Source organism: Salipiger marinus, from assembly GCF_035481585.1.
In the GTDB taxonomy this organism is placed as follows: Bacteria; Pseudomonadota; Alphaproteobacteria; order Rhodobacterales; family Rhodobacteraceae; genus Salipiger; species Salipiger marinus.
In genome coordinates this window covers 31,462-51,685 of the sequence record NZ_JAYKSL010000026.1, presented here as the reverse complement: position 1 = coordinate 51,685, position 20,224 = coordinate 31,462, and the positions used below count along the sequence as shown (strand labels likewise).

Here is a 20,224-nt window from a genome sequence, read left to right as displayed (position 1 = left end):
GGTCCTCGCCAGAAACCCCGCCCCAATTTTCGGCACCAGACCGATAGGGCATCACCACAAGGAGGACGATTTATGTCCGCACGTCTTTTTTCTCTATGCTCCGAATATGACGGGCTGCCCGGCGCGGAAGTGGTCTATTCCGCCAACCCCGACCTGCTGCGCAGGATGGGCCGCGATCATCACGCAGCCGCCACGCACAAGCCCGATCTGCGCTTGCTCGATCCCGAGGGTAAAACCGTCGCAACGATGGATACTTGGGCAACTGACTGGACGGAGATGGGGGCATGAGTGCCCCCAACAACACCCCCGCCATTCAGGCAGAGCGCATCCTTGATGCACTGACCGCGCTCTATCCTGACGCCTCCGGCCATGTGGCCGATCTGATGGAGTATGCGCTTTGCGACCTGCGCCATCTGGCCGATCAGCATGTGATCTGTTTCGGCAGCACGGATCAGAAGGGGTATCGCACCTACCTTCAGGAGAAGGCCCAATGAAACCGCAGATTTCACTCATCGAGGGGCGGCACCTGACCGCCTCCGACAAGCGCAATATTCTGGCTTGCATCGAGTATCAGCGCGACAAGCATCCCGCCACATGGGGCGCGGATTGGCTGGGCCGAAAATCCTCACCCAAGCGTTACACCGTCGCGCCGATCCCTGAGACGCCGAACCGCTACGAAGTCCAAATCCGCGAGAACTATCGCAACGATTATGGCTGTCCTTGCGAGCGCACGGCCCGTCTTGTGATCGAGACCAAGGGTGTCGATCCCCTGCCCGACGCCAAATCGCACCCGGCTTGGGACAACGACGACCTTTTCGCAGCCATGCCTCGGGGAACCGAGGCATGAGCTGGCGCACCTTTGAGACCCGCGAACACCCCGACGACCTGCCCCGCGTCCACAAGGACGAGGCGACGGCATGGCGCTACGCCAGCCGCACCGGGCACGAGGTTTGGGAAGTGATCGAATACGGCCCGAACGCTGGCGAGCGGTTCCTGGGCCAAGGATGAAAGACGAGAACATGACATTTCACAGCGAATTTCCGAAGATTGGCGAAACCGACCAGAAGGACCACGGCGCACCGGCGATCCGGCGCAGTCTCTCCGAGATTGTCGCGGAGTATGATGCAAAGGCCGAAAGCATCCCCGGCGCCATCGGGGCTTTCAAGAAGGCCGAAACCGCGATCAATGCCGCCGCTTGCATCGGCGGCACCTACGGCGGGCGCGTCTTTGCGACCGATCCGAGCCTATACGAGCGCGACGTGCGCCTGACGCTCCTGCGATCCGCATGGAAACACGTCTACGAAGGCTTGAATATCGAGAACATCGCCAGCGCCAAGGACCGGCAACAGCTCGACTTGAAGCTGACCAACCCCCTGCCCTTCACCTTGGAAAATATCGCTGAGGTGTTCGGGAGCTATTTGCTCGATCAACGCTTTCACGTCCTCAAGGGGCTGGCCGAATGCTTCACCGATCTGGACCCGGCCTATAAGAGCCATTCCAAAGTGAAAATCGGCGTTGAGGGTCTGCCGAAACGGATCATCGTTTCCTATGTCACCGGCTGGAACAGTTGGGGCCGGGAGCGGGTGAAAGATACCCTCAACGCCCTGCGCGTCTATCGCAGCCAGCCGCGCTATACCTACCGCGAGTTTGAAGACACGATGGACGAGGCGCAGCGCCACGGCGAGGCTGATTTCTGCGGTGGCATCATCCGCGTTTTCAAGAATGGCAACGCCCACCTGATTTTCGATCCCGAGGGCCGAAAAGACATCAACCGCGCCCTGGCCGAGTTCTATGGCGAAGTGCTGCCCGACGCGCCAAACGAGGCCGAGGCGAAGCGGCCAAGCACCGAAGTTGCCCGCGATCTGCAATTCTATGCCAGCCCTCGGCCCGTGGCAGAAACCGTGATCGACGCCCTGCACCTCAGCGGCGGCGAGGAAATCCTAGAACCGTCCTGCGGCGACGGCGCACTGATGGACGAGCTGGCCCGGCGCAACGCCGATCTGCGCGAAAACCGGATGAGCCGGGCCGTGTCCGTCACCGGAGTTGAATACGACGCCGCCCGTGCCGATCTGGCCCGCGCGAAGGGCCATCACGTCATGACCGCGAATTTCCTTCAGGTCGCGCCCGATCCGCGGTTTGACAAAGTGGTCATGAACCCCCCTTTTTATGGGCGGCACTACAAGAAACACCTCGATCACGCGGTGAAATTCCTGAAGCCCGGCGGCTGTCTGGTCTGCATCCTGCCCGCGTCCGCCTACTACGACCACGGCACCACAATTGGCGACTGGCGCGATCTGCCCGTGGGCAGCTTCGCCAGCTCCGGCACGAACATCCCCACCGGATACTGTGTCTATTACAAGCCCCGCGCCTGATCGTCGGGCGGGCCTTCCGGCCCGCCCTTCCATCTAGTATTCTGGCTACAAAGGAATTTTCGACATGATGCAGAGCATCTATCTTCGCGCCTATCTGGCAGGCTACGCGGGCAGGCATATCCCCCGTTCGATCCGCCGCGTGTTCGCCGGCAGCGCGCTTCATCGCGCCTGGCTACTCGGGAGCATGGGCTTCTTTGAGCAGGACGGCATTCGCTACGGTCCCGCACACCCTTACGGAATTGGAACCGAGCCGGAGCGGGCCTGATGCCCGCCGATCTCGGGGCTTCAACCGTATCCCTCTTCGATTCAGGCTGGCGGCCAGCAGAGCGAACCGACCCGATCAAGGGCGATCTGGTTTAGCCTCTTTCATCTTCCTGAAAATATCCTCGGGGGAGCGCCGCTAGGCGCGGGGGCAGACAGCCCCCATGCCCTTCATCGCCAGTGCATCCCAGTGGCAGGAATCCGCCATTCAGTGATGCACTTTCTGTCTGCAATGCTATAATATTGCTGTGCAGCAGACGAGGAATTTCAGTGGCCGACAAGATCCAGCTTACCCCGAATGTCATCAGCGAGCAGGGCTTACGGCAAAGCCTGGAACATGGCGGCCAGCTCGAAATCGAATGCCGTGAACAGCCATTCCGCAAGGGGCCGAGCTGGCACGGCCTTTGGGTCATGAAGAGTGTCGATCCATCCGGCGATGTTCAGATGCTGGTGACTGCACGGATGGATGCCGCGCGGGGCGGGTTCAAGGTGAGAGAGTTCAAGACTGCGACTGGGATTATCTCTTTCCTTGCCGACTGCGGTTTCGCCGTCGCCCATTTCCCGCTTCGTGCCGGTGAAAAGACGACGCTGCGCCTTCAGCTTGCGGCCTGATCTATCATCGAAACCCTGGCCCCGCTTGCGCGGGGCTTTTCTTTTGCAGGCAACTCCCTTTCGGGACCGGGCTCTAGGCTCCGGCCGGCTGCACCGGCCTGCGCCCCGAGCCTCGCCCCCCTGCCCTCGTGCGGCCCGGGTGCGGCGCGACTTGTCTCTCCGAGCCAACCCGCACCGCGGCCGCATGTCGGTCAGCGGGCCGAGTCTCGGCCCTTCGGGTAACGATCCCTGTTGCGGGGGACGGCTCCGCCCTTTCATCTTCCTGANCGAGCCAACCCGCACCGCGGCCGCATGTCGGTCAGCGGGCCGAGTCTCGGCCCTTCGGGTAACGATCCCTGTTGCGGGGGACGGCTCCGCCCTTTCATCTTCCTGAAAATATCCTCGGGGGAGCGCCGCCAGGCGCGGGGGCAGACAGCCCCCCGGTCGCGTTAGCGGCCACTGGATCGACACGGGTTCGGAGATCCCCGCGCGAGCGCGTGTCGAATGCCGCGCGAAAGTGACTCGACTTGCGGATTTTCTGAATCTTGTCGGAAGGTCGTGCCAAGCAATCCCGACCCAGATGCCAAGCATTTCTGACCTATACCTGACCTTCGCCGCGATCCGCGCGAAGGACTGGTGTGCGGACTTTCCGGTCATTCGGTGGGCGACCGATGCAACTGCAGCATGACAATGGAGGCGCTCGCAGCTGCAGCAACCGGGGTTCTGCGTCGCGGCGCAGATCACGGAAGCGGTCGTTGAAGGCTGCGTCAAACCAGGGAATCTAAACCCACCTTTCGCTGCGCCTCGTCGCAGCGCCGCCGATGCGGACCTTCCCGACATTCGCTGGCGGCGCCACATTGGCCGCCGCTTCTCATGATTCCGTTTGATGAACAGCGCTGTAACGGGCCTTCGCCCCACCGTGGCGCATATCAGGGAGGCGCTGATCAACAGGATTGCTAAAACACCACGACCTGTCGAATTGCCTCGCCGGCCGCGAGGCGCTCGAACCCCTCGTTGATCTCGTCGAGGCGGATGCGGTGCGTCATCAGGCGCTCGATGGGTAATTTGCCCTGCTGCATCATTCGCGCGAAACGGGGGATGTCGCGGACCGGAACGCAGGAGCCGACATAGGAGCCTTTCAGGGTCCGTTCCTCGGCCGTCAGCGAGACAGCCGGCAGTTCGAGCGTTGCTGCGGGGTTCGGAAGGCCGGCGGTGACGGTGACGCCGCCGCGCCGGGTGATGTCGTAGGCGAATTTCAGGGCGGGCGCCGCGCCGGCGAGTTCCACCGCGAGGTTCACGCCACCTCCGGTCCACTCCTTCACCGACGCGATTGCGTCCACGTCCCGGGGATCGATGGCGTGGGTCGCGCCGAGCTCCAGCGCGAAGGCACGTTTGTCTTCCGCCAGATCGACCGCAACGATCGTTTCGGCCCCGGCCGCGACCGCGCCCAATAGCGCGGCAAGGCCGACGCCGCCCAACCCCACGATCGCGCAGCTTTCGCCCATCTTCAGATGGCCCGAGTTCAGTACGGCCCCGACACCAGTCAGGACCGCGCAGCCCAGAAGGGCGGCCCGGTCCAATGGAAGGTCCTTGTCGATCTTCACGCAGGAATGCTCGCTCATCACTGCATGGGTCGAGAAGGCCGAGACACCGACATGGTGGTGGATCTTGTCCCCGCCGACTTCGATCCGGCGGTTTCCGCTCAGAAGCGTCCCTTCCGCACCGGCCTTCGCGCCGGGCTCGCACAGGGCGGGGCGCCCTTCCGCGCAAGGCACACAATGGCCACATGAGGCGATGAAGACCATGACCACATGATCGCCGGGCGCGAAGCGGGTGACGCCCGGCCCGACCGCCTCGACCACACCCGACGCCTCGTGGCCAAGCGCGATCGGCATGTCGCGGGGCCGGTCGCCGTTGATGACCGACAGATCCGAATGGCACAGGCCCGCTGCCGCCATCTTGATAAGAAGCTCGCCGGGGCCGGGGTCTTCGAGCGTCGCCTCGACGATCTCGAGGGGCCGGCTTTCCGTATAGGGGCGCGCAGCCCCTGCCTCGCGCAGAAGCGTGACCTGTGCCTTCATCGTTCTCTCCCTGCCTTTCGCTACCGGATCGCGACCGGGTTGATCATGGATTGCACCGCGCCTTCGAACCGCGGCTGACCGAGCACGAACATGAATTCGGTCACGCCATCCTCGACCAGTTGCCCCGTCGCCATGTTTTCAAGGATGTAGACGCCGTTCTTTGCCAGAAGCTCCTGGTGGGCGGGGAAGACCAACCCGTCGGGATGCGGCACGGCATCAAGACCCCACGTATCGGCGCCGACCGCGACGACGCCCTGTTCGGCCAGCCAGGCGGCGCCGGCCCCGTCTATCCCAGGCTCGCCAGCGGCGAAACGATCGGGCTCACTTCCGATCAGGTCGAGCCAGCCCGTATGGAGAAGGACGACATCGCCCTCTGCAAGCGTCAGGCCCGTCGTATCGAGAGCGCCCTGCAGATCCTCGACCGTGATGAGAGTGCCTTCCGCCATCACGTCGGTGCTCGCCTGGCCGGCCATGTCGAGCACGATGCCGCGGGTGACGATGGGCGGAATGTTGTGGACGCCCATCTTCGTCAGTCCGCCGGTGGTGACGTAGTCTGCGGGGGTGTTGCCGTTGTAGAAGACGTTGTCGATGCCAAGATGGCCCAGGCCGTCGATCTGCGAGCCAAGGCCGACCCAGCCCATTATGACGTCGTCGACATAGGTCATCTTGTTCGACCCCAGCGTCGCGCCGCCTTCCTGGCCGGGCATGAAGACGTTGATGTCCAGCTCACGGACCCCGAAGCCGGGCGTGTCGGGCCCGACGGGGATGCCAAGCGCGTAGGTCTTGCCGTCGGTCACGAGTTCCGCCGCGCGCTGCACCATCTCGGGCGTCAGCAGGTTGGCCGCGCCAATCTCGTCATCGGCCCCGTATCGTGACGGGTACCAGTCCGAGGCGGCTTCTTCGTGTTGTTCGGCGAGCGCCGGCAGACCCAGGGATGCGGCAAGGGCCGCGGTCAGTATCAGTCTCATATCTTCTCCTCCCGTTGCGTGGTTGTGCGGGATCGATCACGCCGCTGCGGCGGTCTTCTTCTCGATCTCGCCCCGCTCGATGACATAAAGACCATCCACAAGATCGGCCGAGTGGACATGGTCGGATTCGGACAACAGGACCGACAACCCTTCGCCGCGCAGGGTGCCGATCACGTCTATCAGCCGCTCTGCAAGGGCCGGGGCGACGCCCTCGAACGGTTCGTCCAGAAACAACAGCTTGTGCCCCACGATCAGCGCGCGCCCGAGCGCCACCAGCTTCTGCTGGCCCCCCGACAGCGACAAGGCGCGCCGATCCGCGAAGCGGGCGATCTCGGGCATGAGCTCGTAGACCCATTCGAGGCGGGATCGGTCGATCTCGGCCCCGAGGGCGTTCAACGGCAGAAGGATGTTTTGCTCGACCGTGAATTCGGGGATCAGGCGGCGATCCTCGGGCATGTAGCCCACGCCGAGGGCGGCGCGGGTATGCGCCGGGTCGGCGGTGACGTCGGTGCCGTCCAGCAGGATCTCGCCCCGGTCCGGGCGCAGCAGGCCCATGACCGACCGCATGAAGGTGGTCTTGCCCGCGCCGTTCCGACCGATCAGGCCGATGGTGGTGCCAGGCGCGACGGTCAGGCTGGCACCGCGCAGGAGCTGCGTGCCTGCGATGCTGCTTTCGAGGTTGCGTGTCTCAAGCATGGACACCTCCGATCACGTATCTGCGGACTTCGGTATCGGCGAGAACCTCGGCGGTCGGGCCGTCCGACAGGATCTTGCCCTCGTAGAAGGCGACCGTGCGCTCCGCGAACCGGGTGACGATATCCATGTCGTGTTCGATGAAGAGAAGCGTGGCGTCGTCGGCCTTCAGCGGCTCGATCACCCGCTCCATCATCTCGATCTTCTCGTCGACGGACACGCCCGAGGTCGGCTCGTCCAGCAGGATCAGCGCCGGGTCGTCGATCGCCGCCATCGCGATGTCGAGCTGCTTCTTGACGCCCTGCGGCAGGGTTCCAACACGGGCATCCGCGTGTTGCGACAGGCCGAACCGGTCGAGCACGGCGCGGCCGGTCTTCATGCGGGTGTCGGTCAGCGCCGTCGCGCGCAGGCCGCCCTTGCCGTCCGCGGCGGCGATCTCGGCCATCATCATGTTTTCCAGCGCGGTGAGCTGCGGGAAGATCTGGCTGATCTGGAACGACCGCCGGATGCCTGCCTGCGCCGTCTTGCGCGGGCTCGACCCGGTGATGTCCCGGCCCCGGAAGCGGATCGTGCCCGACGAGGGTTTGAGATACCCGGTGACCATGTTGACGAAGGTCGTCTTGCCCGCGCCGTTCGAGCCGATCACGGCGACGGTCTCGCCCGGATACAGCGAAAGGGAAATCTCGCTGGCCGCGACGACACCGCCGAAACGCTTTTCGAGGTTCTCGGTAACGAGGATCGGATCGCTCATGCCTTGCGCCTCCGTTCGACCAGCGACCACAGCCCCTCGGGGAGAAGCAGGATCACCATCAGCATTACGGCACCGAGGATCATCTGCCAGGCGTTTGGCGCAAGATCGAGCGCGTAGTTCCGCACAAGTTCCAGCAGGAAGAACCCGATCATCGGCGCGATGGTCGATCCGCGTCCCGCAAGAAGGGCGACGAAGACGAACCCGCCCGAGGTGGTCCAGTTGGTCATCAGCGGATCGACATGGCCCGTGGACATCGCCAGAAGACCTCCGCCCAGACCCGAAAGCGCCGCCGCCACGACGATGACGATGAAGGCCACCTTGCGCGGGTTTGCACCGAGGTATTCCAATCGGATCTCGTTCTCGGCGACCGCCTCGCACAGCATCCCTGCTCCTGAGGTCAGGTAGCGGGCCGTGGCGAGACAGGCGAGCACCGTCAGGATTGCCGTGGTGATGTAGTAAACGTCCGGCCGGACCGCGCGGCTGGGCGTCCAACCGAGATAGCTGAGCGAGGGGATATTGAACCCGTCGGTCGACCCGAGCCACGCTGCCTTCACGAGCAACCCGTAGAGGATCATCGATACGGCAAGCGAGAGCATCGCGTAGAAAATCTCGCGGTAGCGCGACAGCAGAAGGCCAAGGATCACGCCCGCCACTGTGGACACCACGACGGCGGCGATCAGCAGCAGGAAGATATCGGTGATCCCGGCCTGCGCGGCCAGCATCCCGACGGCATAGCCGCCAAGCGCATAGTAGAGTCCCTGTCCGAAGTTCACGAGCCCCGCCCGCATCTGCAAAGAGACGCCCACGGCGACAAGTCCGCCGGCCATCGCGGTCTGAAGCAGGAACCGCAGCCACGAGGGCAGGAAGAACCCGAGGATGAGTAGGCCCGCGAGGATGGCGATATAAAGCGGCTCGCGGCGGAAGTCGGTCTTCATCATATCTTGCGTCCCGATGCGCGGGCAAAGAGTCCGTGGGGCCGGATCGCCAGTACGACGGCCATGACCGCGTAGATGGCGAAGAGTTCATAGGCAGGGGCGAGGTGGACCGACATGGCCCGCGCGTATCCGGCGAACAGCGCGCCGATGGCCGCGCCGGGAATCGACCCCAGCCCGCCGACCACGACGACCGCGAAGGCCAGGATGATGACCTCGGCGCCGATGCCCGGGGTGACCGAGATCTTGGGCGCCGTGACCACGCCGCCGATCACGGCAAAGACCGTGCCGATGGCGAAGGTCGTGGCGAAGATGCGCGTGACGTTGATCCCCATGGCCGCGCTGATCTCGCGGTCGGCGACGACGGCGGTGGTCATCCGACCCATTCGCGAGCGTTCCAGCCAGAACCACAGGGCGATCCCCAGCACGATGGCCAGGGCCACGATCATCAGGTCGTAGACCTGGTAGGGCAGGCCGTTGATCTCGATGAAGCCGAAATAGGCGTAGGGCTGGTAGACGAAGTAGCTTTCGACCCCCCAGATCAGCTTCACCGCATCCTCGAGGATCAGGAACAACGCGTAGGTGACGAGGACCATCAGCACCTCGTCACGGCCGTAGAGAAACCTCAAGACCCCGCGTTCGACCGCCAGTCCGACGATGACACCCGCCACCAGCGCCACGACGCCCATGACCGCAAAGGCCAGCGCGCCGGGAAGTCCGGCCGCGTAGAAGACGCCAAGTGCCGAGGCGCAGACATAGGCGCCGATGGCGTAGAAGGCGCCGTGGGCGATGTTGAGGATGCGCATGACCCCGTAGATCAGCGTCAGTCCCACTGCGACGAGGAATAGCCACGCGGCGTAGTTCATCCCGTCCAGCATGATGGCGGTAAATTTCAGCATGTCGTCCGTCCGATGAGGAACCGGCGGGCGCACCCGGGCGCCCGCCGTGGCGTCAGGTCGAGATCACTCGCACTGGGCGCCGGGGAAGCCGGCTTCGATCCACGCGGCGGCCGTCTGGCCCTCGGGCGGGTTCACGCATTCCGCCGAATAGGAGATGACGTTCTCGACCGTGGGATTGCCCTCGTCATCCTTGGCAAAGGTGCCATAGGCGATGCCTTGAATGGCCTGGTGCCCGTTGCCGATGGCCATGCGAACGGTGCCCGCGGGCGTCTCGAACTCGAGGTTCTCGAACGCCGCGGCGATCTCGGCCGGGTCGTCCGAATCCGCCTTCTCCCATGCCGCCTTCAGGCCCAGGATCGCCTGCGCCATCTTCCATGCGGGATAGGAAGGCAGGGTGCCGTGCTCGGCCTCGTAGGCGTCGCGGAACCAGTTGGCGAGTTCGGTGTCCGGGGCGAAGTAGCTGTATGGCCCACGCGCGCCGATGATCGCACCTTCGGGGATTTCATCTGGCAGACGCTGCATCGCGGCCTCGCCGGTGGTCATGACGACGGCGGAACGTGCGAACAGCCCGCGCGGGGCGGCCTGCAGGATGAACGCTTCGAGGTCGCCACCCCAGAACGAGGTATGGACCGCGTTAGCGCTCGAGGTCAGCAAGGCCGAGACCTCGGCGCCGTATTGTCCGGCAAAAACCTGCGGGAACTGCTCGGTCGCGATCTCGGAGTCTGTCTCCAGCGCGGTCAGCGAGCCGGTGAAGTCGGCCCAGGCATCCTGGCCCCATGCATAGTTCTGGTTGATCCCGGCGACCCGGCTCATGTCCACGCCGGTGTCCACGAGGTAGCGGACCGCGCCCACGGAATCGATCGTGCCGGTCGGGCCGGTGCGGAAGAGATAGGTCGGATCGGTCACGACCGACTCGAAGATCTGCGGCGTGCCGCAATCGACGAGCACGGTGAGCTGCTCCAGCTGCTCGGCCAAGGGGGCGACGGCCTTGCAGTTGCCCGAGGACGTGTATCCCACGACCGCGTCCACGCCTTCGCGCTCGACGAGGTTGCGGTATTCCTGCACGGGATCGGCGGCTTCGTCGACATACGTGGCCTCGACCATGCGGCCGTTGATCCCGACCGTGTCGTAGGGTGCGGGAACCTCGCCCGCGTTCAGCGCCTCGATCAGGACGTTCGCGCCGTTCTGCTGCGGCAGGCCGAACGGACCGGAGGCCGCGCCGGACAGGAAGACGGGGATGCCGAGTTCGATCGGCTCGCCATCTTGGGCAATGGCCGCACCGGCCGCGAAGGCGGCTCCGGCAAGGCCGAGTGTCAAGGTTTCCAGTTTCATCGTATCTCCTCCCAAAGACAATGTTTTCAGACCGACAGGCAGGCGTATTTCAGCTCCAGATACTCATCGATCCCGTATCGTGAGCCCTCGCGCCCGAGGCCCGACATCTTCACTCCGCCGAAGGGCGCTTCGGCTGTCGAGATGAGGCCGGTATTCACACCCACCATCCCGTATTCGAGCCGCTCCATCACCCGGTACACGCGCGACAGGTCGCGGGCGTAGAAATAGGCGGCAAGTCCGAACTCCGTGTCGTTGGCCAGTTCGATCGCCTCGGCCTCGGTCTTGAAGCGGAAAACTGCGGCGAGCGGTCCGAACGTCTCTTCCCGGGCGAGGCGCATCTCGCGCGTGGCGCCCGTAAGGATCGTGGGGTTCACGAAGCGCGAGCCGCTGGTCCCGCCGGTCACCACGGCCGCACCCTTGTCCATGGCATCCGTCAGGTGCGCCTGCACCTTCTCGACGGCGGCATCGTTGATCATCGGCCCGATCTCGATCCCATCCTCGGCACCGTTCCCGACTTTCAGGGCCCCGACCCTTTCGGCCAGCCGCGCGACGAAAGCGTCGTGGATACCGTCCTGCGCATAGAACCGGTTGGCGCAAACACAGGTTTGCCCGGCATTGCGGAACTTGGCGATCATCGCCCCATCGACCGCAGCGTCAAGATCGGCGTCGTCGAAAACGATGAAGGGCGCGTTCCCCCCCAGCTCAAGGCTAAGTTTCATGATCTGCGGGGCGCTCTGCGCCATCAGGATCTGGCCGACCCGTGTCGACCCGGTGAAGCTTAACTTGCGAACCGCAGGGTTCCCGCAGAATTCCCGGCCGATGGCATCGGCGGCGGTCGAAGTCACCACGTTGAATACGCCCGCAGGCACACCTGCGCGTTCGCCAAGCTCGGCCATGGCCAATGCCGAAAGCGGCGTCAGATCGGACGGGCGGGCGACGAAGGTGCAGCCGGCGGCGAGGGCCGGGGCGACCTTGCGGGCAATCATCGCGTTGGGGAAATTCCACGGCGTTATGGATGCCGCCACGCCGATTGGCTGCTTCAGGATGAGGATACGCTTGTCACGCTGATGGCCGGGAATGACATCGCCGTAGACGCGGCGGGCTTCCTCGGCGAACCAGTAGAAGAACGAGGCGCCATAGGCGATCTCGCCCCTTGCCTCGGCCAGGGGTTTGCCCATCTCGGCTGTCAGGATGCGCGCAAGGTCATCGGCGTTCTCGAGCATGAGATCGGCCCATCGGCGCAGGATATCCGACCGTTCCTTTGCGGTCATCGCCGACCAGTCGGGGAAGGCCGCCGAGGCGGCTTCGATGGCGCCGGAAGTCTCGTCCCGGGACAGTTCGGCCACCTCGGCCACCACTGCATCCGTGGCCGGATTGGTGACCGTCGAACGCGATCCGCCGGGCACCCATGCACCGTTCACATAGGCGTCCGTCCGGAACAGTTCTGGATCACGAAGATGGTCTTTCATGTCGCGCTGCTATTCCCCGGCTTGTTCAGTATATTGAACATGGTTCGATTTATTGTATAAAGTGCAGGGATACGGTTCGTCAATGGGAGTCCGCACATGGCAGAGGATACGCACGAGGCGACCAAGCCCGCTGTCCCCGCGGTGGCACGCGCCGCGCTTTTGCTTGACCTTGTATCCGCCGAACCGGATGCCCTGGGCCTGTCGGATCTGGCCGAACGGCTGGCCTTGGCGAAAAGCTCGGTCCACGCACTGACCCGGACGTTGATCGACGAAAGGCTTCTGCTGCGGACATCGCGCCAGACATTCATCGTCGGGCCCCGCCTCATGAGATGGGCGACCGCATTCTCCGAGCGTAGCGATGTTGCGACGGAATTTGCCCGCATCTGGGACGAAAGCACGGTCCGTCTGCAGGGAGCGACCATCACACTGTCGATGCGCGACGGCAACGACGTGGTCTATATCGGCGCGCGCAATTCCGAGAACACGCCGTGGTTCAACTTCCGCGTCGGGATGCGCCTGCCCATGGCCTTCACCGCGACCGGTCATGCCTTCATGAGCCAAATGAGCGATGCCGAAATCCGCTACCGCTTTCGTGACGGGTTGCCGGAGCCGCTGACCCGGAACTCCCCGCGCGAGCTGGATGAAGTGCTCGCCCTCGTCGCGCAGACCCGCAAACGCGGATACTCGCTGGATCTTGAGTATGTCAGCGACGGGATGGTCTGCTTCGGCGCCGCCGTCCTCGGCGCGGCGAACGAGGCGGTCGCAGGCGTTGCGGTCAGCCTGCCCGCAGCGGAGCGCACCTCTGAGACCGACCAGCGCGTCGTAGCAACCCTGACCCGCATGGCCCGCACGATATCGGAGCGGATGGGGGCAGTTATCGAAGAACAGACTGGGGCTGAACTGTCGAAGCGTCCCTGAGAACTTTTGCGCTGGCCAAACGGGGTGACGCCGAAGCGTGAGCTCTAACATCCACGACGAAAAGGATCATTGCGCTGGCTTTCCCGGTCTTGCGCCGACCGCCTTAGAAAGACGTCAGCGTGGAGCGGCTCTGCACGACGTACGTCTGGCGTGATAAGCTCAAGAGAAACTCGAACCGCGCCGGGCATTCTCTCTGGTGTCGCCTTGCTGTGAAACGGGCGCCGTTAGCGATCCTCCGGAGGATCTGAGAAACGACCGGTTCATCGCCGGTATCGCCGCGCAATCTGATCCTACATGAGGCTCTTTGCTGCGCCACGTTCGGGCGTAAGCGCCTTGCCGCTCCCCTCCCTGCCTGACGTCGCCGGTCCGTGAGAGACCAATCGCTGTTGAGACAGGCGATTGGACGGCAAAATGGACGACTGTTTGGACGGCTCCTCCGACGGCTACGCGGGCCGGATGGAGGTTATCGAAGGGCGCAGCGGGCGTCGGCAACGCAGCGAGGCCGAACGCGCCCGCATCGCCGCCGAGAGTCTCTGGCCCGGTGCCCGTGTGGTCGATGTGGCCCGTCGGCACGGGGTAACGCGCTGGCAGGTATACGACTGGCGCAAGAAGCTGGCGGCAGGGAAGCTGGCGGTTCCGGACGAGATGATGTCGGAGCCCGCCTTCGCCGCCCTGGTGGTGGAGACACCACCGGAGGAGCCGGGGAAGCCCTCCGCGCCATCCCCGGCACGACGGATCGAGCTGACCCTGGCGGACGCCACCCTGCGCGTCGAGGCTGACATCGACGAGGAGCAGCTGAGGCGGGTAATCCGCGCCATCCGGGCGGGGGCGCGATGATCTCGCCGCACGGGCAGTTGCGCATCTACGTGGCCATCAGACCGGTCGACTTCCGCAAGGGGATCGACGGCCTCGCCCTGGCCGTCCAGGAGATGATGGGGCTCGATCCCTTCAGCGGCGCCGCCTTCGTGTTCCGCGCCAAGCGGGCGGACCGGATCAAGGTGCTGATCTGGGACCAGACCGGCATGGTGCTGGTCCACAAGCGCCTCGAAGGCGCCAAGTTCGTCTGGCCGCAGGTCCGGGACGGGGTGATCCGGATGTCGCCCGCCCAGTTCGCGGCGCTGTTCGAGGGGATCGACTGGCGCCTGGTCCGCCCCGAGGCCGCTCGGCGTCCGGAGTTGGCGGGCTGACTGCGACGTAGTGACTCGACCGGGCTTTGGCGGTGGCAGGCCCGGAGGGGCTGTGCATGATCCGCCGCATGACCGAGACCGCCCTCTCCGAAGAGAACGCCTCTCTGAAGGCGCGCCTCGCCGAGACGGAAGCCGCCCTCGAGGAGGCGGTGGAGGCACAACGGCGACTGGAGAGCATCGTCGGCGAGTTACAGCGGGAGAAGTTCGCGGCGCGCTCCGAGAAGCTCGACCCGGAGCAGTTCAACCTGCCGCTCGAGGATGTCGAGCTCGCCCAGGGCGTGCTGGAGGCCGCGCAGGAGCGGGCCAGGCGCGCGCTGAAGGGGGACGGCGCCACCGGCCCGCGCGCACCGGCCCGGAACCGGGGTCACCTGCCGAAGCATCTGCCCCGGATCGAGCGCGTGATCGCCCCGGAGAGCACCCTTTGTCCCTGCGGCTGCGGCGAGATGACGAGGATCGGCGAGGACACCTCCGAGCGCCTCGACATCGTCCCCGCCCAGTTCCGGGTGCTGGTGACGCGCCGTCCCCGCTATGCCTGCCGCCGCTGCTCGGGAGCCGTCGTCCAGGCGCATGCCCCCGAGCACGTGGTGCCCGGCGGCCTGCCAACCGAGGCCCTGATCGCGCAGGTCATCGTCTCGAAGTTCGGAGACCACCTTCCGTTCTACCGACAGGCCGAGATCTACGCCCGTCAGGGCCTGACCCTCGACCGTGCCACCCTGGGCAGCTGGGTCGGCCGGGCCTGCTTCCATCTGCGACCCATCGTGGCGCAGATGCGCGAACACCTGAAGGCCGCCGACCGCGTCTTCATGGACGAGACGCGGGCGCCGGTCCTGTCGCCGGGGCGCAAGCGCACGAAGACGGGATACTTCTGGTCGGTGGTCGCCGATGACCGGGGCCATGGCGGCACCGGGCCCCCGGTCGTGATGGTCCACTACGCGCCCGGGCGTGGCGCCGCGCACGCCCTGCGCTTCCTGGAAGGCTATCGCGGCCGCTTCGTCCAGTGCGACGGCTATAGTGCCTATGATAAGCTCACGGGGGTCGAACGGCCCGAGGGGGCCTGGCAGCTGGTGCATTGCTGGACCCATGTCCGGCGGCGCTTCGTGAAGCGGTTGGAGGCCGATGGCTCGCCCATCGCCGAGGAGATCCTGCACCGGATCGCCGATCTCTATGCCGTCGAGAAGGCGGTCCGGGGCCAGCCGCCCGCGACCCGGTTGGCCGCGCGGAGGGAGCATGCCGCCCCCATCATCGCCGCCTTGCGCCCCTGGCTCGAGGCACAGCTCTCGCGCATTCCCCGCTCGTCGAAGCTCGCCGAGGACATCCGCTATACTCTCGGCCTCTGGCCCGGCCTGATCCGCTTCCTGGAGGACGGCCAGCTCGAGCTCGATACCAACCCGGTCGAGAACCAGATCCGTCGCATTGCTCTTACGAGGAAGAATGCGCTGTTCGCCGGGCACGAGGTCGGCGCCGAGAATTGGGCAATGCTCGCCTCGCTGATCGCCACCTGCAAGATGAGCGACGTGAACCCCGTCGACTACATCGCCCAGACCCTGCGGGCGCTGCTCGACGGCCACCCCAAGAGCCGGATCGAAGCGCTCATGCCCTGGCAGTTCTGCGACCCGTCAAGCCTCGCCGCGTAGGGCCCCGGGAAGGCGCTTACGTTCGGGCGGCGGTCTTGCGATGCTGCGCTGCGGTAAGCAAGGGCAAATCGTTCCTTGGGCCACTAAAACCAACGTCTTGGAGGGGCTCGAAGCCAGCATTGATGGGCACGCCGCTGCGTGTCCGGTCTCGGATGGCGAACGGCATAAGCCGTTCGCCAAGACTATCAGATGTCTACCGACTCGGCGATACTCAGGGCATCCTCGAGTTCGACACCCAAGTAGCGGACTGTGCTATCCACCTTCGTGTGACCAAGCAGGAGCTGGACCGCGCGAAGATTGCCTGTCTTGCGGTAGATCTGCGCCGCCTTGGTGCGCCTCAGCGAGTGCGTGCCGTAGCCGCTCGGCTCGAGGCCGATCGCCGTAACCCAATCCCGAACGAGCCGCGCGTATTGCCGCGTGGAGACGTGCGCTCTGTCGTGAAACCGGCTCGGGAACAGGAAGGCGCAGCCGATCATTTCCGGCCGTGCCACCCAAGCCGAGATCGACGCGCGAGTGTTTTCCGTGACTTCGAACTGAACGGGGCGCTGGGTCTTGCTCTGGATGACGGAGACGCGTTCGCGAACGCAGCCTCCAACGACGAGATCGGCGACCTTGAGTCTGACGAGGTCACAGCCGCGCAGCTTGCTGTCGATGGCCAGGTTGAACAGCGCGAGATCGCGCAAGTTGCCTGAGAGTTCGAGGCGCGCGCGGATCGCCCAGACCTGTTTAGGCAGCAGGGGCCGTTTCTGGCCGACGAGTCTGCCGCGGTTCCAGGGACGTCGCTTCGGCTTGGCGACGGGGAGTTGGATCTTGGACATAGGATTTCCTCCATCCGTCCCTCCCGGCCCAGGCGTCGACATCACGTGACCCCGCGATAGTAAGCGAGATCGCGAACGACCGGTGACAAAGCTTATCGCCAGCCTCCGACGCCGCGCTGCCGCAGGTCGGCTTCGAGCCCAGACTCACCGATGCTGCGGGGCGCGCGAATGTCGGCTTTCGTCCGGCGCGTCGCACCATGATGGAGTTAGTCAGCTTCCACCAAGTCACTCCGGGCATCGCGGATGATCATCCACGACGAATGCAGGAAAAGCCCCGCGATCGCGAACGCGACGATCAGGTCGGGCCATGCACTGCCAAGCCACGCGACCAGCCCGGCGGCGATGACCACGGCGAGGTTGCCGATGGCGTCGTTGCGAGAGAACAGCCAGACGGCTCGCATATTGGCATCACCCTTGCGGTGCTTTAGCAGCGGCAGCACCGCGAGGATGTTTACGATCAGCGCACCTACCGCGAAGGCTCCCATCAACCCGGCTTCTGGCGTGGTCTGGTTGAGGACACGCCAGAGCGTGCTGCCGACAACGCCAAGGCCCAGAAGGCCCAGAAACACGCCTTGGATCATCGCCGACCGCGCCCGCCATGTCAGGCTCCAGCCGATGGCGAGCAGGCCCAGAAACGTGATCGCACCATCGCCCAGAAAATCGAGCGCGTCTGCCTTCAGCGCCTGCGAACCGGACAGGAACCCGCCGAACATTTCGACCACGCCGTATCCGAGATTGAGCGCGACCACGATCCAGAGCGCGCGGCGATAGCTCGGGTCCTTGTAGGCCGGATCGGACGATGTATCGCCGTCCTCGATCTTCTCGAAACCGTAGCCGGTCGCGTCGAGCGCGGGCCGCACTTTCGGCAGATCGCCGTCCGCGATCCGCAATGTCATGATGTGGGTGGCGGCGGACACTTTCACGTCGCCTTCGGCCACGCCCGCAGACCGGGCCGCGCGCTCGATCTCGGCGGCATCTTTCGCGCAGTCCATGCCTTGCACCCGCATTCGGATCGGGGAGGAGGCTGTCGCCAACTTGCTGTTATCGGGCTGGCTCATGTGCGATCCTTTTTGTGGTGGCGGGCGAAAAGGTACGCTGCTAACGTATCAGTGGATAATGATATGACAGCGCAAAACATTCAAGACGATCTTTCGGCACCCGATACACTGGAACTGCGGGCAAAGCTCTTCCGGGGCCTAAGCGATCCCAGCCGTCTGACGATCCTCGATGCGCTGGTGTCGGACGAACGCAACGTGCAGGAAATCGTCGGGCATACGGGTTTGGGTCAGCCCAACGTCTCGAACCATCTGCGCTGTCTGCTGGAATGCGGGCTGGTCAGTCGCCGCAGCAAAGGCCGCTTCGTTCGGTATCGTCTGGCGGACAGGCGGGTCGCCGATCTCATCCGTGATGCAGATCAGCTACTTGCCTCGACAGCCAACGGAGTTGATGCCTGCCAAAGCTATACGGACTAACCGGCGCGACCTGCTGCAATGTCCTATCGGTGCGCCAAACCTGAAGCAGCCATCTGCGCATCCGCAGCGAATGCACCCTTTGTCCGCGCTGCGGTCGCTGCTCCCGAGGGTTTCGCTGCGCGGCGCACGAACGACCGGATCCACAGCTGCGATGCGGCATAAGATTTGCCGCGTCACAGCAAAAATTCCGCTGCGAGCGCGCGCAGCGAGAATTTGACACTTCCGCAAAGGGCTCTTTCCGGGCGTTCGCCGCGCTACGCACGAACGACCGCTAGGCGTTCTGCACCCGCGAGATGGGTCAGCGACCTGACACAAAAGTCGGTTTTGCCTGACACCTGACAGCGCGGCGATCACACTGGCAGGGGGGATTCGGACAAGCCGAACGCCCCCTGCATCCTTGGGCCATGCCGCGCGAGCGCGCCCTGTCCGTATCGGGAACCGCCGGTTCCCCCACGCAAGCCCCATGAGCGGCGTCAGGGGGGGTGTCCCCAACCACGGTCTCGGCCGGGGGCCGAGCTGCGTGGCCGGGTGATCCCCCTCCCCCCCTTCCTTGTCATGGAGCTTGCGTGGGCCCCCCTCCTGCCCTCGCCGGGAGGCAGGCTTTCAGGAGAGGGCCGCTTGCAGCGGTCCTCGCCAGAAACCCCGCCCCAATTTTCGGCACCAGACCGGATAGGGCATCACCACAAGGAGGCCAGTCATGGCTAAAGAGCGTTTTGACATCAAGCAGCACGTCACCGACACGATCATTGCGCAGATCGAGGCGGGCACCCCGCCGTGGCGCAAGCCGTGGACGGGCGACATGAGCGGCGCGAGCTTTCCCTTGCGGCACAATGGCGATTCCTATCAAGGCATCAACATTCTGATGCTTTGGGCGACGGCGCATGTTCGCGGCTACAATTCCGCGCGCTGGATGACCTTCAAACAGGCCCTTGAGCTTGGCGGTTGTGTGAAGAAGGGCGAGAAGGCGACGAAATCTGTTTTCTATGGCTCGATTGAGCGCGAGGACGAGAACGCGGTAGAGGGCGAGGACGGAAAACGCCGCATCCGGTTTGCCAAGACCAACAATGTTTTCAATGCCGACCAGATCGAGGGCTTGCCGGAAGCCTATTACATCCGCCCGGAACCGCCCCGCGATCTTGGCACCGAGGCCGACGCCGAGCTTGACGCTTTCTTTGCCCGCAGCGGGGCGGAAATCATCACCACGGAGGAACCGCGCGCCTACTTCCACCCGACGAAAGACCACATCCATATGCCTCCGATTGCGACGTTCTACAGCGCCGCCGGATACTATGGGACACTCGCCCACGAGCTGACGCATTGGGCTTGCGGCGAAAAGCGCCTTGCCACTCAGAAGGCCCATGCGAACCGTAAGGAATACGCATTTGACGAGCTGGTGGCCGAGATCGGCGCATGTTTCCTTGCCGTTCAGCTTGGCGTCGAGCCGCAGTTTGACCAGAGCGCGGCATATGTCGAGGGATGGCTTGAGGCCCTGAAATCCGACAAGGAAATGATTTTCAAGGCTGCCGCCGAGGCACAGAAGGCCGTGGACTACATCAACGAAAAGGCCCGCGTTGCCGAGGGCGAAAAGCAGGTGGCCGCATGAGCGGCCCCCACACCCTGCCCCGCCTGTCCTGCCGCAAATGCGGCAGGATAAACCCGCCGGTCTATTTCGCGCCGGTGACGATCGAGGGCGAGGGCTCTTGCATCTGTTACGCTTGCGCCGAGGCGCGGCAATGGCTGGACCAAGACGGCAACTTGCGCCCCGGCATCGAGCTTTGAACCTGTCAGCCCCCGCCCCCCGGCGGGGGTTTTCTTTGCCCTGGTGCTATGTTTGACGGGGCCGGGG

The 20,224-nt window shown here is 64.6% G+C and carries 24 protein-coding genes; 14 read left to right on the top strand and 10 right to left on the bottom strand.

Annotation, left to right across the window (positions count from 1 at the left end; genetic code table 11):
• Nucleotides 1-72 precede the first annotated feature (72 nt).
• The 7 genes from VK682_RS23560 to VK682_RS23530 all read left to right on the top strand — a co-directional run bounded on the left by VK682_RS23560 (nucleotide 73) and on the right by VK682_RS23530 (nucleotide 3,245).
• Nucleotides 73-288: a hypothetical protein gene (locus tag VK682_RS23560; protein WP_324782646.1), complete on the top strand. Its 216-nt coding sequence runs from the start codon at nucleotides 73-75 to the stop codon at nucleotides 286-288.
• Nucleotides 285-494, top strand: coding sequence for a hypothetical protein (locus tag VK682_RS23555; RefSeq protein WP_093744245.1), 210 nt, complete (start codon nucleotides 285-287; stop codon nucleotides 492-494). The genes VK682_RS23560 and VK682_RS23555 overlap by 4 nt, the downstream gene beginning before the upstream one ends.
• Nucleotides 491-847, top strand: a complete 357-nt coding sequence (locus VK682_RS23550) for a hypothetical protein (RefSeq protein WP_093744246.1) — start codon at nucleotides 491-493, stop codon at nucleotides 845-847. The genes VK682_RS23555 and VK682_RS23550 overlap by 4 nt, the downstream gene beginning before the upstream one ends.
• Nucleotides 844-1,008 (top strand): hypothetical protein, encoded by a 165-nt coding sequence (locus VK682_RS23545; protein WP_157903888.1) that lies wholly within the window; start codon nucleotides 844-846, stop codon nucleotides 1,006-1,008. The genes VK682_RS23550 and VK682_RS23545 overlap by 4 nt, the downstream gene beginning before the upstream one ends.
• An 11-nt stretch (nucleotides 1,009-1,019) precedes the next feature.
• Nucleotides 1,020-2,372, top strand: coding sequence for a class I SAM-dependent methyltransferase (locus VK682_RS23540; protein WP_093744247.1), 1,353 nt, complete (start codon nucleotides 1,020-1,022; stop codon nucleotides 2,370-2,372).
• Nucleotides 2,373-2,436: 64 nt separating this feature from the next.
• Nucleotides 2,437-2,637: a hypothetical protein gene (locus VK682_RS23535; RefSeq protein WP_093744248.1), complete on the top strand. Its 201-nt coding sequence runs from the start codon at nucleotides 2,437-2,439 to the stop codon at nucleotides 2,635-2,637.
• Between the two features lie 266 nt (nucleotides 2,638-2,903).
• Complete coding sequence (locus tag VK682_RS23530) at nucleotides 2,904-3,245, top strand: hypothetical protein (RefSeq protein WP_074647542.1); 342 nt, start codon at nucleotides 2,904-2,906, stop codon at nucleotides 3,243-3,245.
• A gap of 935 nt (nucleotides 3,246-4,180) precedes the next feature.
• Here the strand turns inward: VK682_RS23530 and VK682_RS23525 are convergent.
• From VK682_RS23525 to VK682_RS23490, 8 genes are all read right to left on the bottom strand, one after another.
• Nucleotides 4,181-5,305 (bottom strand): zinc-dependent alcohol dehydrogenase family protein, encoded by a 1,125-nt coding sequence (locus VK682_RS23525; RefSeq protein ID WP_324782645.1) that lies wholly within the window; start codon nucleotides 5,303-5,305, stop codon nucleotides 4,181-4,183.
• 20 nt (nucleotides 5,306-5,325) lie between these two features.
• Nucleotides 5,326-6,273 (bottom strand): cyclase family protein, encoded by a 948-nt coding sequence (locus VK682_RS23520; protein ID WP_324782644.1) that lies wholly within the window; start codon nucleotides 6,271-6,273, stop codon nucleotides 5,326-5,328.
• Nucleotides 6,274-6,309: 36 nt separating this feature from the next.
• A complete protein-coding gene (locus VK682_RS23515) occupies nucleotides 6,310-6,969 on the bottom strand; it encodes an ABC transporter ATP-binding protein (protein WP_324782643.1) in 660 nt (219 codons plus the stop codon).
• On the bottom strand, nucleotides 6,962-7,717 hold the full coding sequence (locus VK682_RS23510; RefSeq protein WP_324782642.1) for an ABC transporter ATP-binding protein: 756 nt from the start codon (nucleotides 7,715-7,717) through the stop codon (nucleotides 6,962-6,964). The genes VK682_RS23515 and VK682_RS23510 overlap by 8 nt, the downstream gene beginning before the upstream one ends.
• Nucleotides 7,714-8,655, bottom strand: coding sequence for a branched-chain amino acid ABC transporter permease (locus tag VK682_RS23505; protein WP_324782641.1), 942 nt, complete (start codon nucleotides 8,653-8,655; stop codon nucleotides 7,714-7,716). The genes VK682_RS23510 and VK682_RS23505 overlap by 4 nt, the downstream gene beginning before the upstream one ends.
• The gene (locus VK682_RS23500; protein WP_324782640.1) at nucleotides 8,652-9,548 is read right to left on the bottom strand and encodes a branched-chain amino acid ABC transporter permease; all 897 of its coding nucleotides are present in this window, start codon (nucleotides 9,546-9,548) and stop codon (nucleotides 8,652-8,654) included. The genes VK682_RS23505 and VK682_RS23500 overlap by 4 nt, the downstream gene beginning before the upstream one ends.
• 63 nt (nucleotides 9,549-9,611) lie before the next feature.
• Nucleotides 9,612-10,880 (bottom strand): ABC transporter substrate-binding protein, encoded by a 1,269-nt coding sequence (locus VK682_RS23495; protein WP_324782637.1) that lies wholly within the window; start codon nucleotides 10,878-10,880, stop codon nucleotides 9,612-9,614.
• A gap of 26 nt (nucleotides 10,881-10,906) precedes the next feature.
• Nucleotides 10,907-12,349 (bottom strand): NAD-dependent succinate-semialdehyde dehydrogenase, encoded by a 1,443-nt coding sequence (locus tag VK682_RS23490; RefSeq protein WP_324782635.1) that lies wholly within the window; start codon nucleotides 12,347-12,349, stop codon nucleotides 10,907-10,909.
• A gap of 96 nt (nucleotides 12,350-12,445) precedes the next feature.
• On the opposite strand from VK682_RS23490, the gene VK682_RS23485 reads away from it, so the two are divergent.
• The 4 genes from VK682_RS23485 to tnpC all read left to right on the top strand — a co-directional run bounded on the left by VK682_RS23485 (nucleotide 12,446) and on the right by tnpC (nucleotide 16,088).
• Complete coding sequence (locus tag VK682_RS23485; RefSeq protein ID WP_324782634.1) at nucleotides 12,446-13,267, top strand: IclR family transcriptional regulator; 822 nt, start codon at nucleotides 12,446-12,448, stop codon at nucleotides 13,265-13,267.
• A gap of 411 nt (nucleotides 13,268-13,678) precedes the next feature.
• Nucleotides 13,679-14,104, top strand: coding sequence for an IS66-like element accessory protein TnpA (gene tnpA, locus VK682_RS23480; RefSeq protein WP_324782633.1), 426 nt, complete (start codon nucleotides 13,679-13,681; stop codon nucleotides 14,102-14,104).
• Complete coding sequence (gene tnpB / locus VK682_RS23475) at nucleotides 14,101-14,454, top strand: IS66 family insertion sequence element accessory protein TnpB (RefSeq protein ID WP_324782632.1); 354 nt, start codon at nucleotides 14,101-14,103, stop codon at nucleotides 14,452-14,454. The genes tnpA and tnpB overlap by 4 nt, the downstream gene beginning before the upstream one ends.
• A gap of 68 nt (nucleotides 14,455-14,522) precedes the next feature.
• The gene (gene tnpC, locus VK682_RS23470; RefSeq protein ID WP_324782631.1) at nucleotides 14,523-16,088 is read left to right on the top strand and encodes an IS66 family transposase; all 1,566 of its coding nucleotides are present in this window, start codon (nucleotides 14,523-14,525) and stop codon (nucleotides 16,086-16,088) included.
• Between the two features lie 185 nt (nucleotides 16,089-16,273).
• Here tnpC and VK682_RS23465 read toward each other — a convergent pair whose 3' ends face one another.
• Entirely contained in the window at nucleotides 16,274-16,906 is a 633-nt protein-coding gene (locus VK682_RS23465) for a tyrosine-type recombinase/integrase (protein WP_324782630.1), read from the bottom strand.
• Nucleotides 16,907-17,112: 206 nt separating this feature from the next.
• Nucleotides 17,113-17,964 (bottom strand): cation diffusion facilitator family transporter, encoded by an 852-nt coding sequence (locus tag VK682_RS23460; RefSeq protein WP_007803328.1) that lies wholly within the window; start codon nucleotides 17,962-17,964, stop codon nucleotides 17,113-17,115.
• 63 nt (nucleotides 17,965-18,027) lie between these two features.
• Here VK682_RS23460 and VK682_RS23455 point away from each other — a divergent pair, with 63 nt between their 5' ends.
• The 3 genes from VK682_RS23455 to VK682_RS23445 all read left to right on the top strand — a co-directional run bounded on the left by VK682_RS23455 (nucleotide 18,028) and on the right by VK682_RS23445 (nucleotide 20,157).
• Nucleotides 18,028-18,378, top strand: a complete 351-nt coding sequence (locus VK682_RS23455; protein ID WP_007803330.1) for an ArsR/SmtB family transcription factor — start codon at nucleotides 18,028-18,030, stop codon at nucleotides 18,376-18,378.
• Between the two features lie 697 nt (nucleotides 18,379-19,075).
• A complete protein-coding gene (locus VK682_RS23450) occupies nucleotides 19,076-19,981 on the top strand; it encodes an ArdC family protein (RefSeq protein ID WP_093744123.1) in 906 nt (301 codons plus the stop codon).
• On the top strand, nucleotides 19,978-20,157 hold the full coding sequence (locus VK682_RS23445; RefSeq protein WP_074647535.1) for a hypothetical protein: 180 nt from the start codon (nucleotides 19,978-19,980) through the stop codon (nucleotides 20,155-20,157). Before VK682_RS23450 ends, VK682_RS23445 begins: the two co-directional genes overlap by 4 nt.
• Nucleotides 20,158-20,224: the final 67 nt, after the last annotated feature.

Excerpts from the sequence above, each read along its gene's own strand:
- VK682_RS23560 (WP_324782646.1), top strand. The coding sequence starts at position 73 with ATGTCCGCACGTCTTTTTTCTCTATGCTCCGAATATGACGGGCTGCCC.
- VK682_RS23555 (WP_093744245.1), top strand. The coding sequence starts at position 285 with ATGAGTGCCCCCAACAACACCCCCGCCATTCAGGCAGAGCGCATCCTT.
- VK682_RS23550 (WP_093744246.1), top strand. The coding sequence starts at position 491 with ATGAAACCGCAGATTTCACTCATCGAGGGGCGGCACCTGACCGCCTCC.
- VK682_RS23545 (WP_157903888.1), top strand. The coding sequence starts at position 844 with ATGAGCTGGCGCACCTTTGAGACCCGCGAACACCCCGACGACCTGCCC.
- VK682_RS23540 (WP_093744247.1), top strand. The coding sequence starts at position 1,020 with ATGACATTTCACAGCGAATTTCCGAAGATTGGCGAAACCGACCAGAAG.
- VK682_RS23535 (WP_093744248.1), top strand. The coding sequence starts at position 2,437 with ATGATGCAGAGCATCTATCTTCGCGCCTATCTGGCAGGCTACGCGGGC.
- VK682_RS23525 (WP_324782645.1), bottom strand. The coding sequence starts at position 5,305 with ATGAAGGCACAGGTCACGCTTCTGCGCGAGGCAGGGGCTGCGCGCCCC.
- VK682_RS23520 (WP_324782644.1), bottom strand. The coding sequence starts at position 6,273 with ATGAGACTGATACTGACCGCGGCCCTTGCCGCATCCCTGGGTCTGCCG.
- VK682_RS23515 (WP_324782643.1), bottom strand. The coding sequence starts at position 6,969 with ATGCTTGAGACACGCAACCTCGAAAGCAGCATCGCAGGCACGCAGCTC.
- VK682_RS23510 (WP_324782642.1), bottom strand. The coding sequence starts at position 7,717 with ATGAGCGATCCGATCCTCGTTACCGAGAACCTCGAAAAGCGTTTCGGC.
- VK682_RS23505 (WP_324782641.1), bottom strand. The coding sequence starts at position 8,655 with ATGATGAAGACCGACTTCCGCCGCGAGCCGCTTTATATCGCCATCCTC.
- VK682_RS23500 (WP_324782640.1), bottom strand. The coding sequence starts at position 9,548 with ATGCTGAAATTTACCGCCATCATGCTGGACGGGATGAACTACGCCGCG.
- VK682_RS23495 (WP_324782637.1), bottom strand. The coding sequence starts at position 10,880 with ATGAAACTGGAAACCTTGACACTCGGCCTTGCCGGAGCCGCCTTCGCG.
- VK682_RS23490 (WP_324782635.1), bottom strand. The coding sequence starts at position 12,349 with ATGAAAGACCATCTTCGTGATCCAGAACTGTTCCGGACGGACGCCTAT.
- VK682_RS23485 (WP_324782634.1), top strand. The coding sequence starts at position 12,446 with ATGGCAGAGGATACGCACGAGGCGACCAAGCCCGCTGTCCCCGCGGTG.
- tnpA (WP_324782633.1), top strand. The coding sequence starts at position 13,679 with ATGGACGACTGTTTGGACGGCTCCTCCGACGGCTACGCGGGCCGGATG.
- tnpB (WP_324782632.1), top strand. The coding sequence starts at position 14,101 with ATGATCTCGCCGCACGGGCAGTTGCGCATCTACGTGGCCATCAGACCG.
- tnpC (WP_324782631.1), top strand. The coding sequence starts at position 14,523 with ATGACCGAGACCGCCCTCTCCGAAGAGAACGCCTCTCTGAAGGCGCGC.
- VK682_RS23465 (WP_324782630.1), bottom strand. The coding sequence starts at position 16,906 with ATGTCCAAGATCCAACTCCCCGTCGCCAAGCCGAAGCGACGTCCCTGG.
- VK682_RS23460 (WP_007803328.1), bottom strand. The coding sequence starts at position 17,964 with ATGAGCCAGCCCGATAACAGCAAGTTGGCGACAGCCTCCTCCCCGATC.
- VK682_RS23455 (WP_007803330.1), top strand. The coding sequence starts at position 18,028 with ATGACAGCGCAAAACATTCAAGACGATCTTTCGGCACCCGATACACTG.
- VK682_RS23450 (WP_093744123.1), top strand. The coding sequence starts at position 19,076 with ATGGCTAAAGAGCGTTTTGACATCAAGCAGCACGTCACCGACACGATC.
- VK682_RS23445 (WP_074647535.1), top strand. The coding sequence starts at position 19,978 with ATGAGCGGCCCCCACACCCTGCCCCGCCTGTCCTGCCGCAAATGCGGC.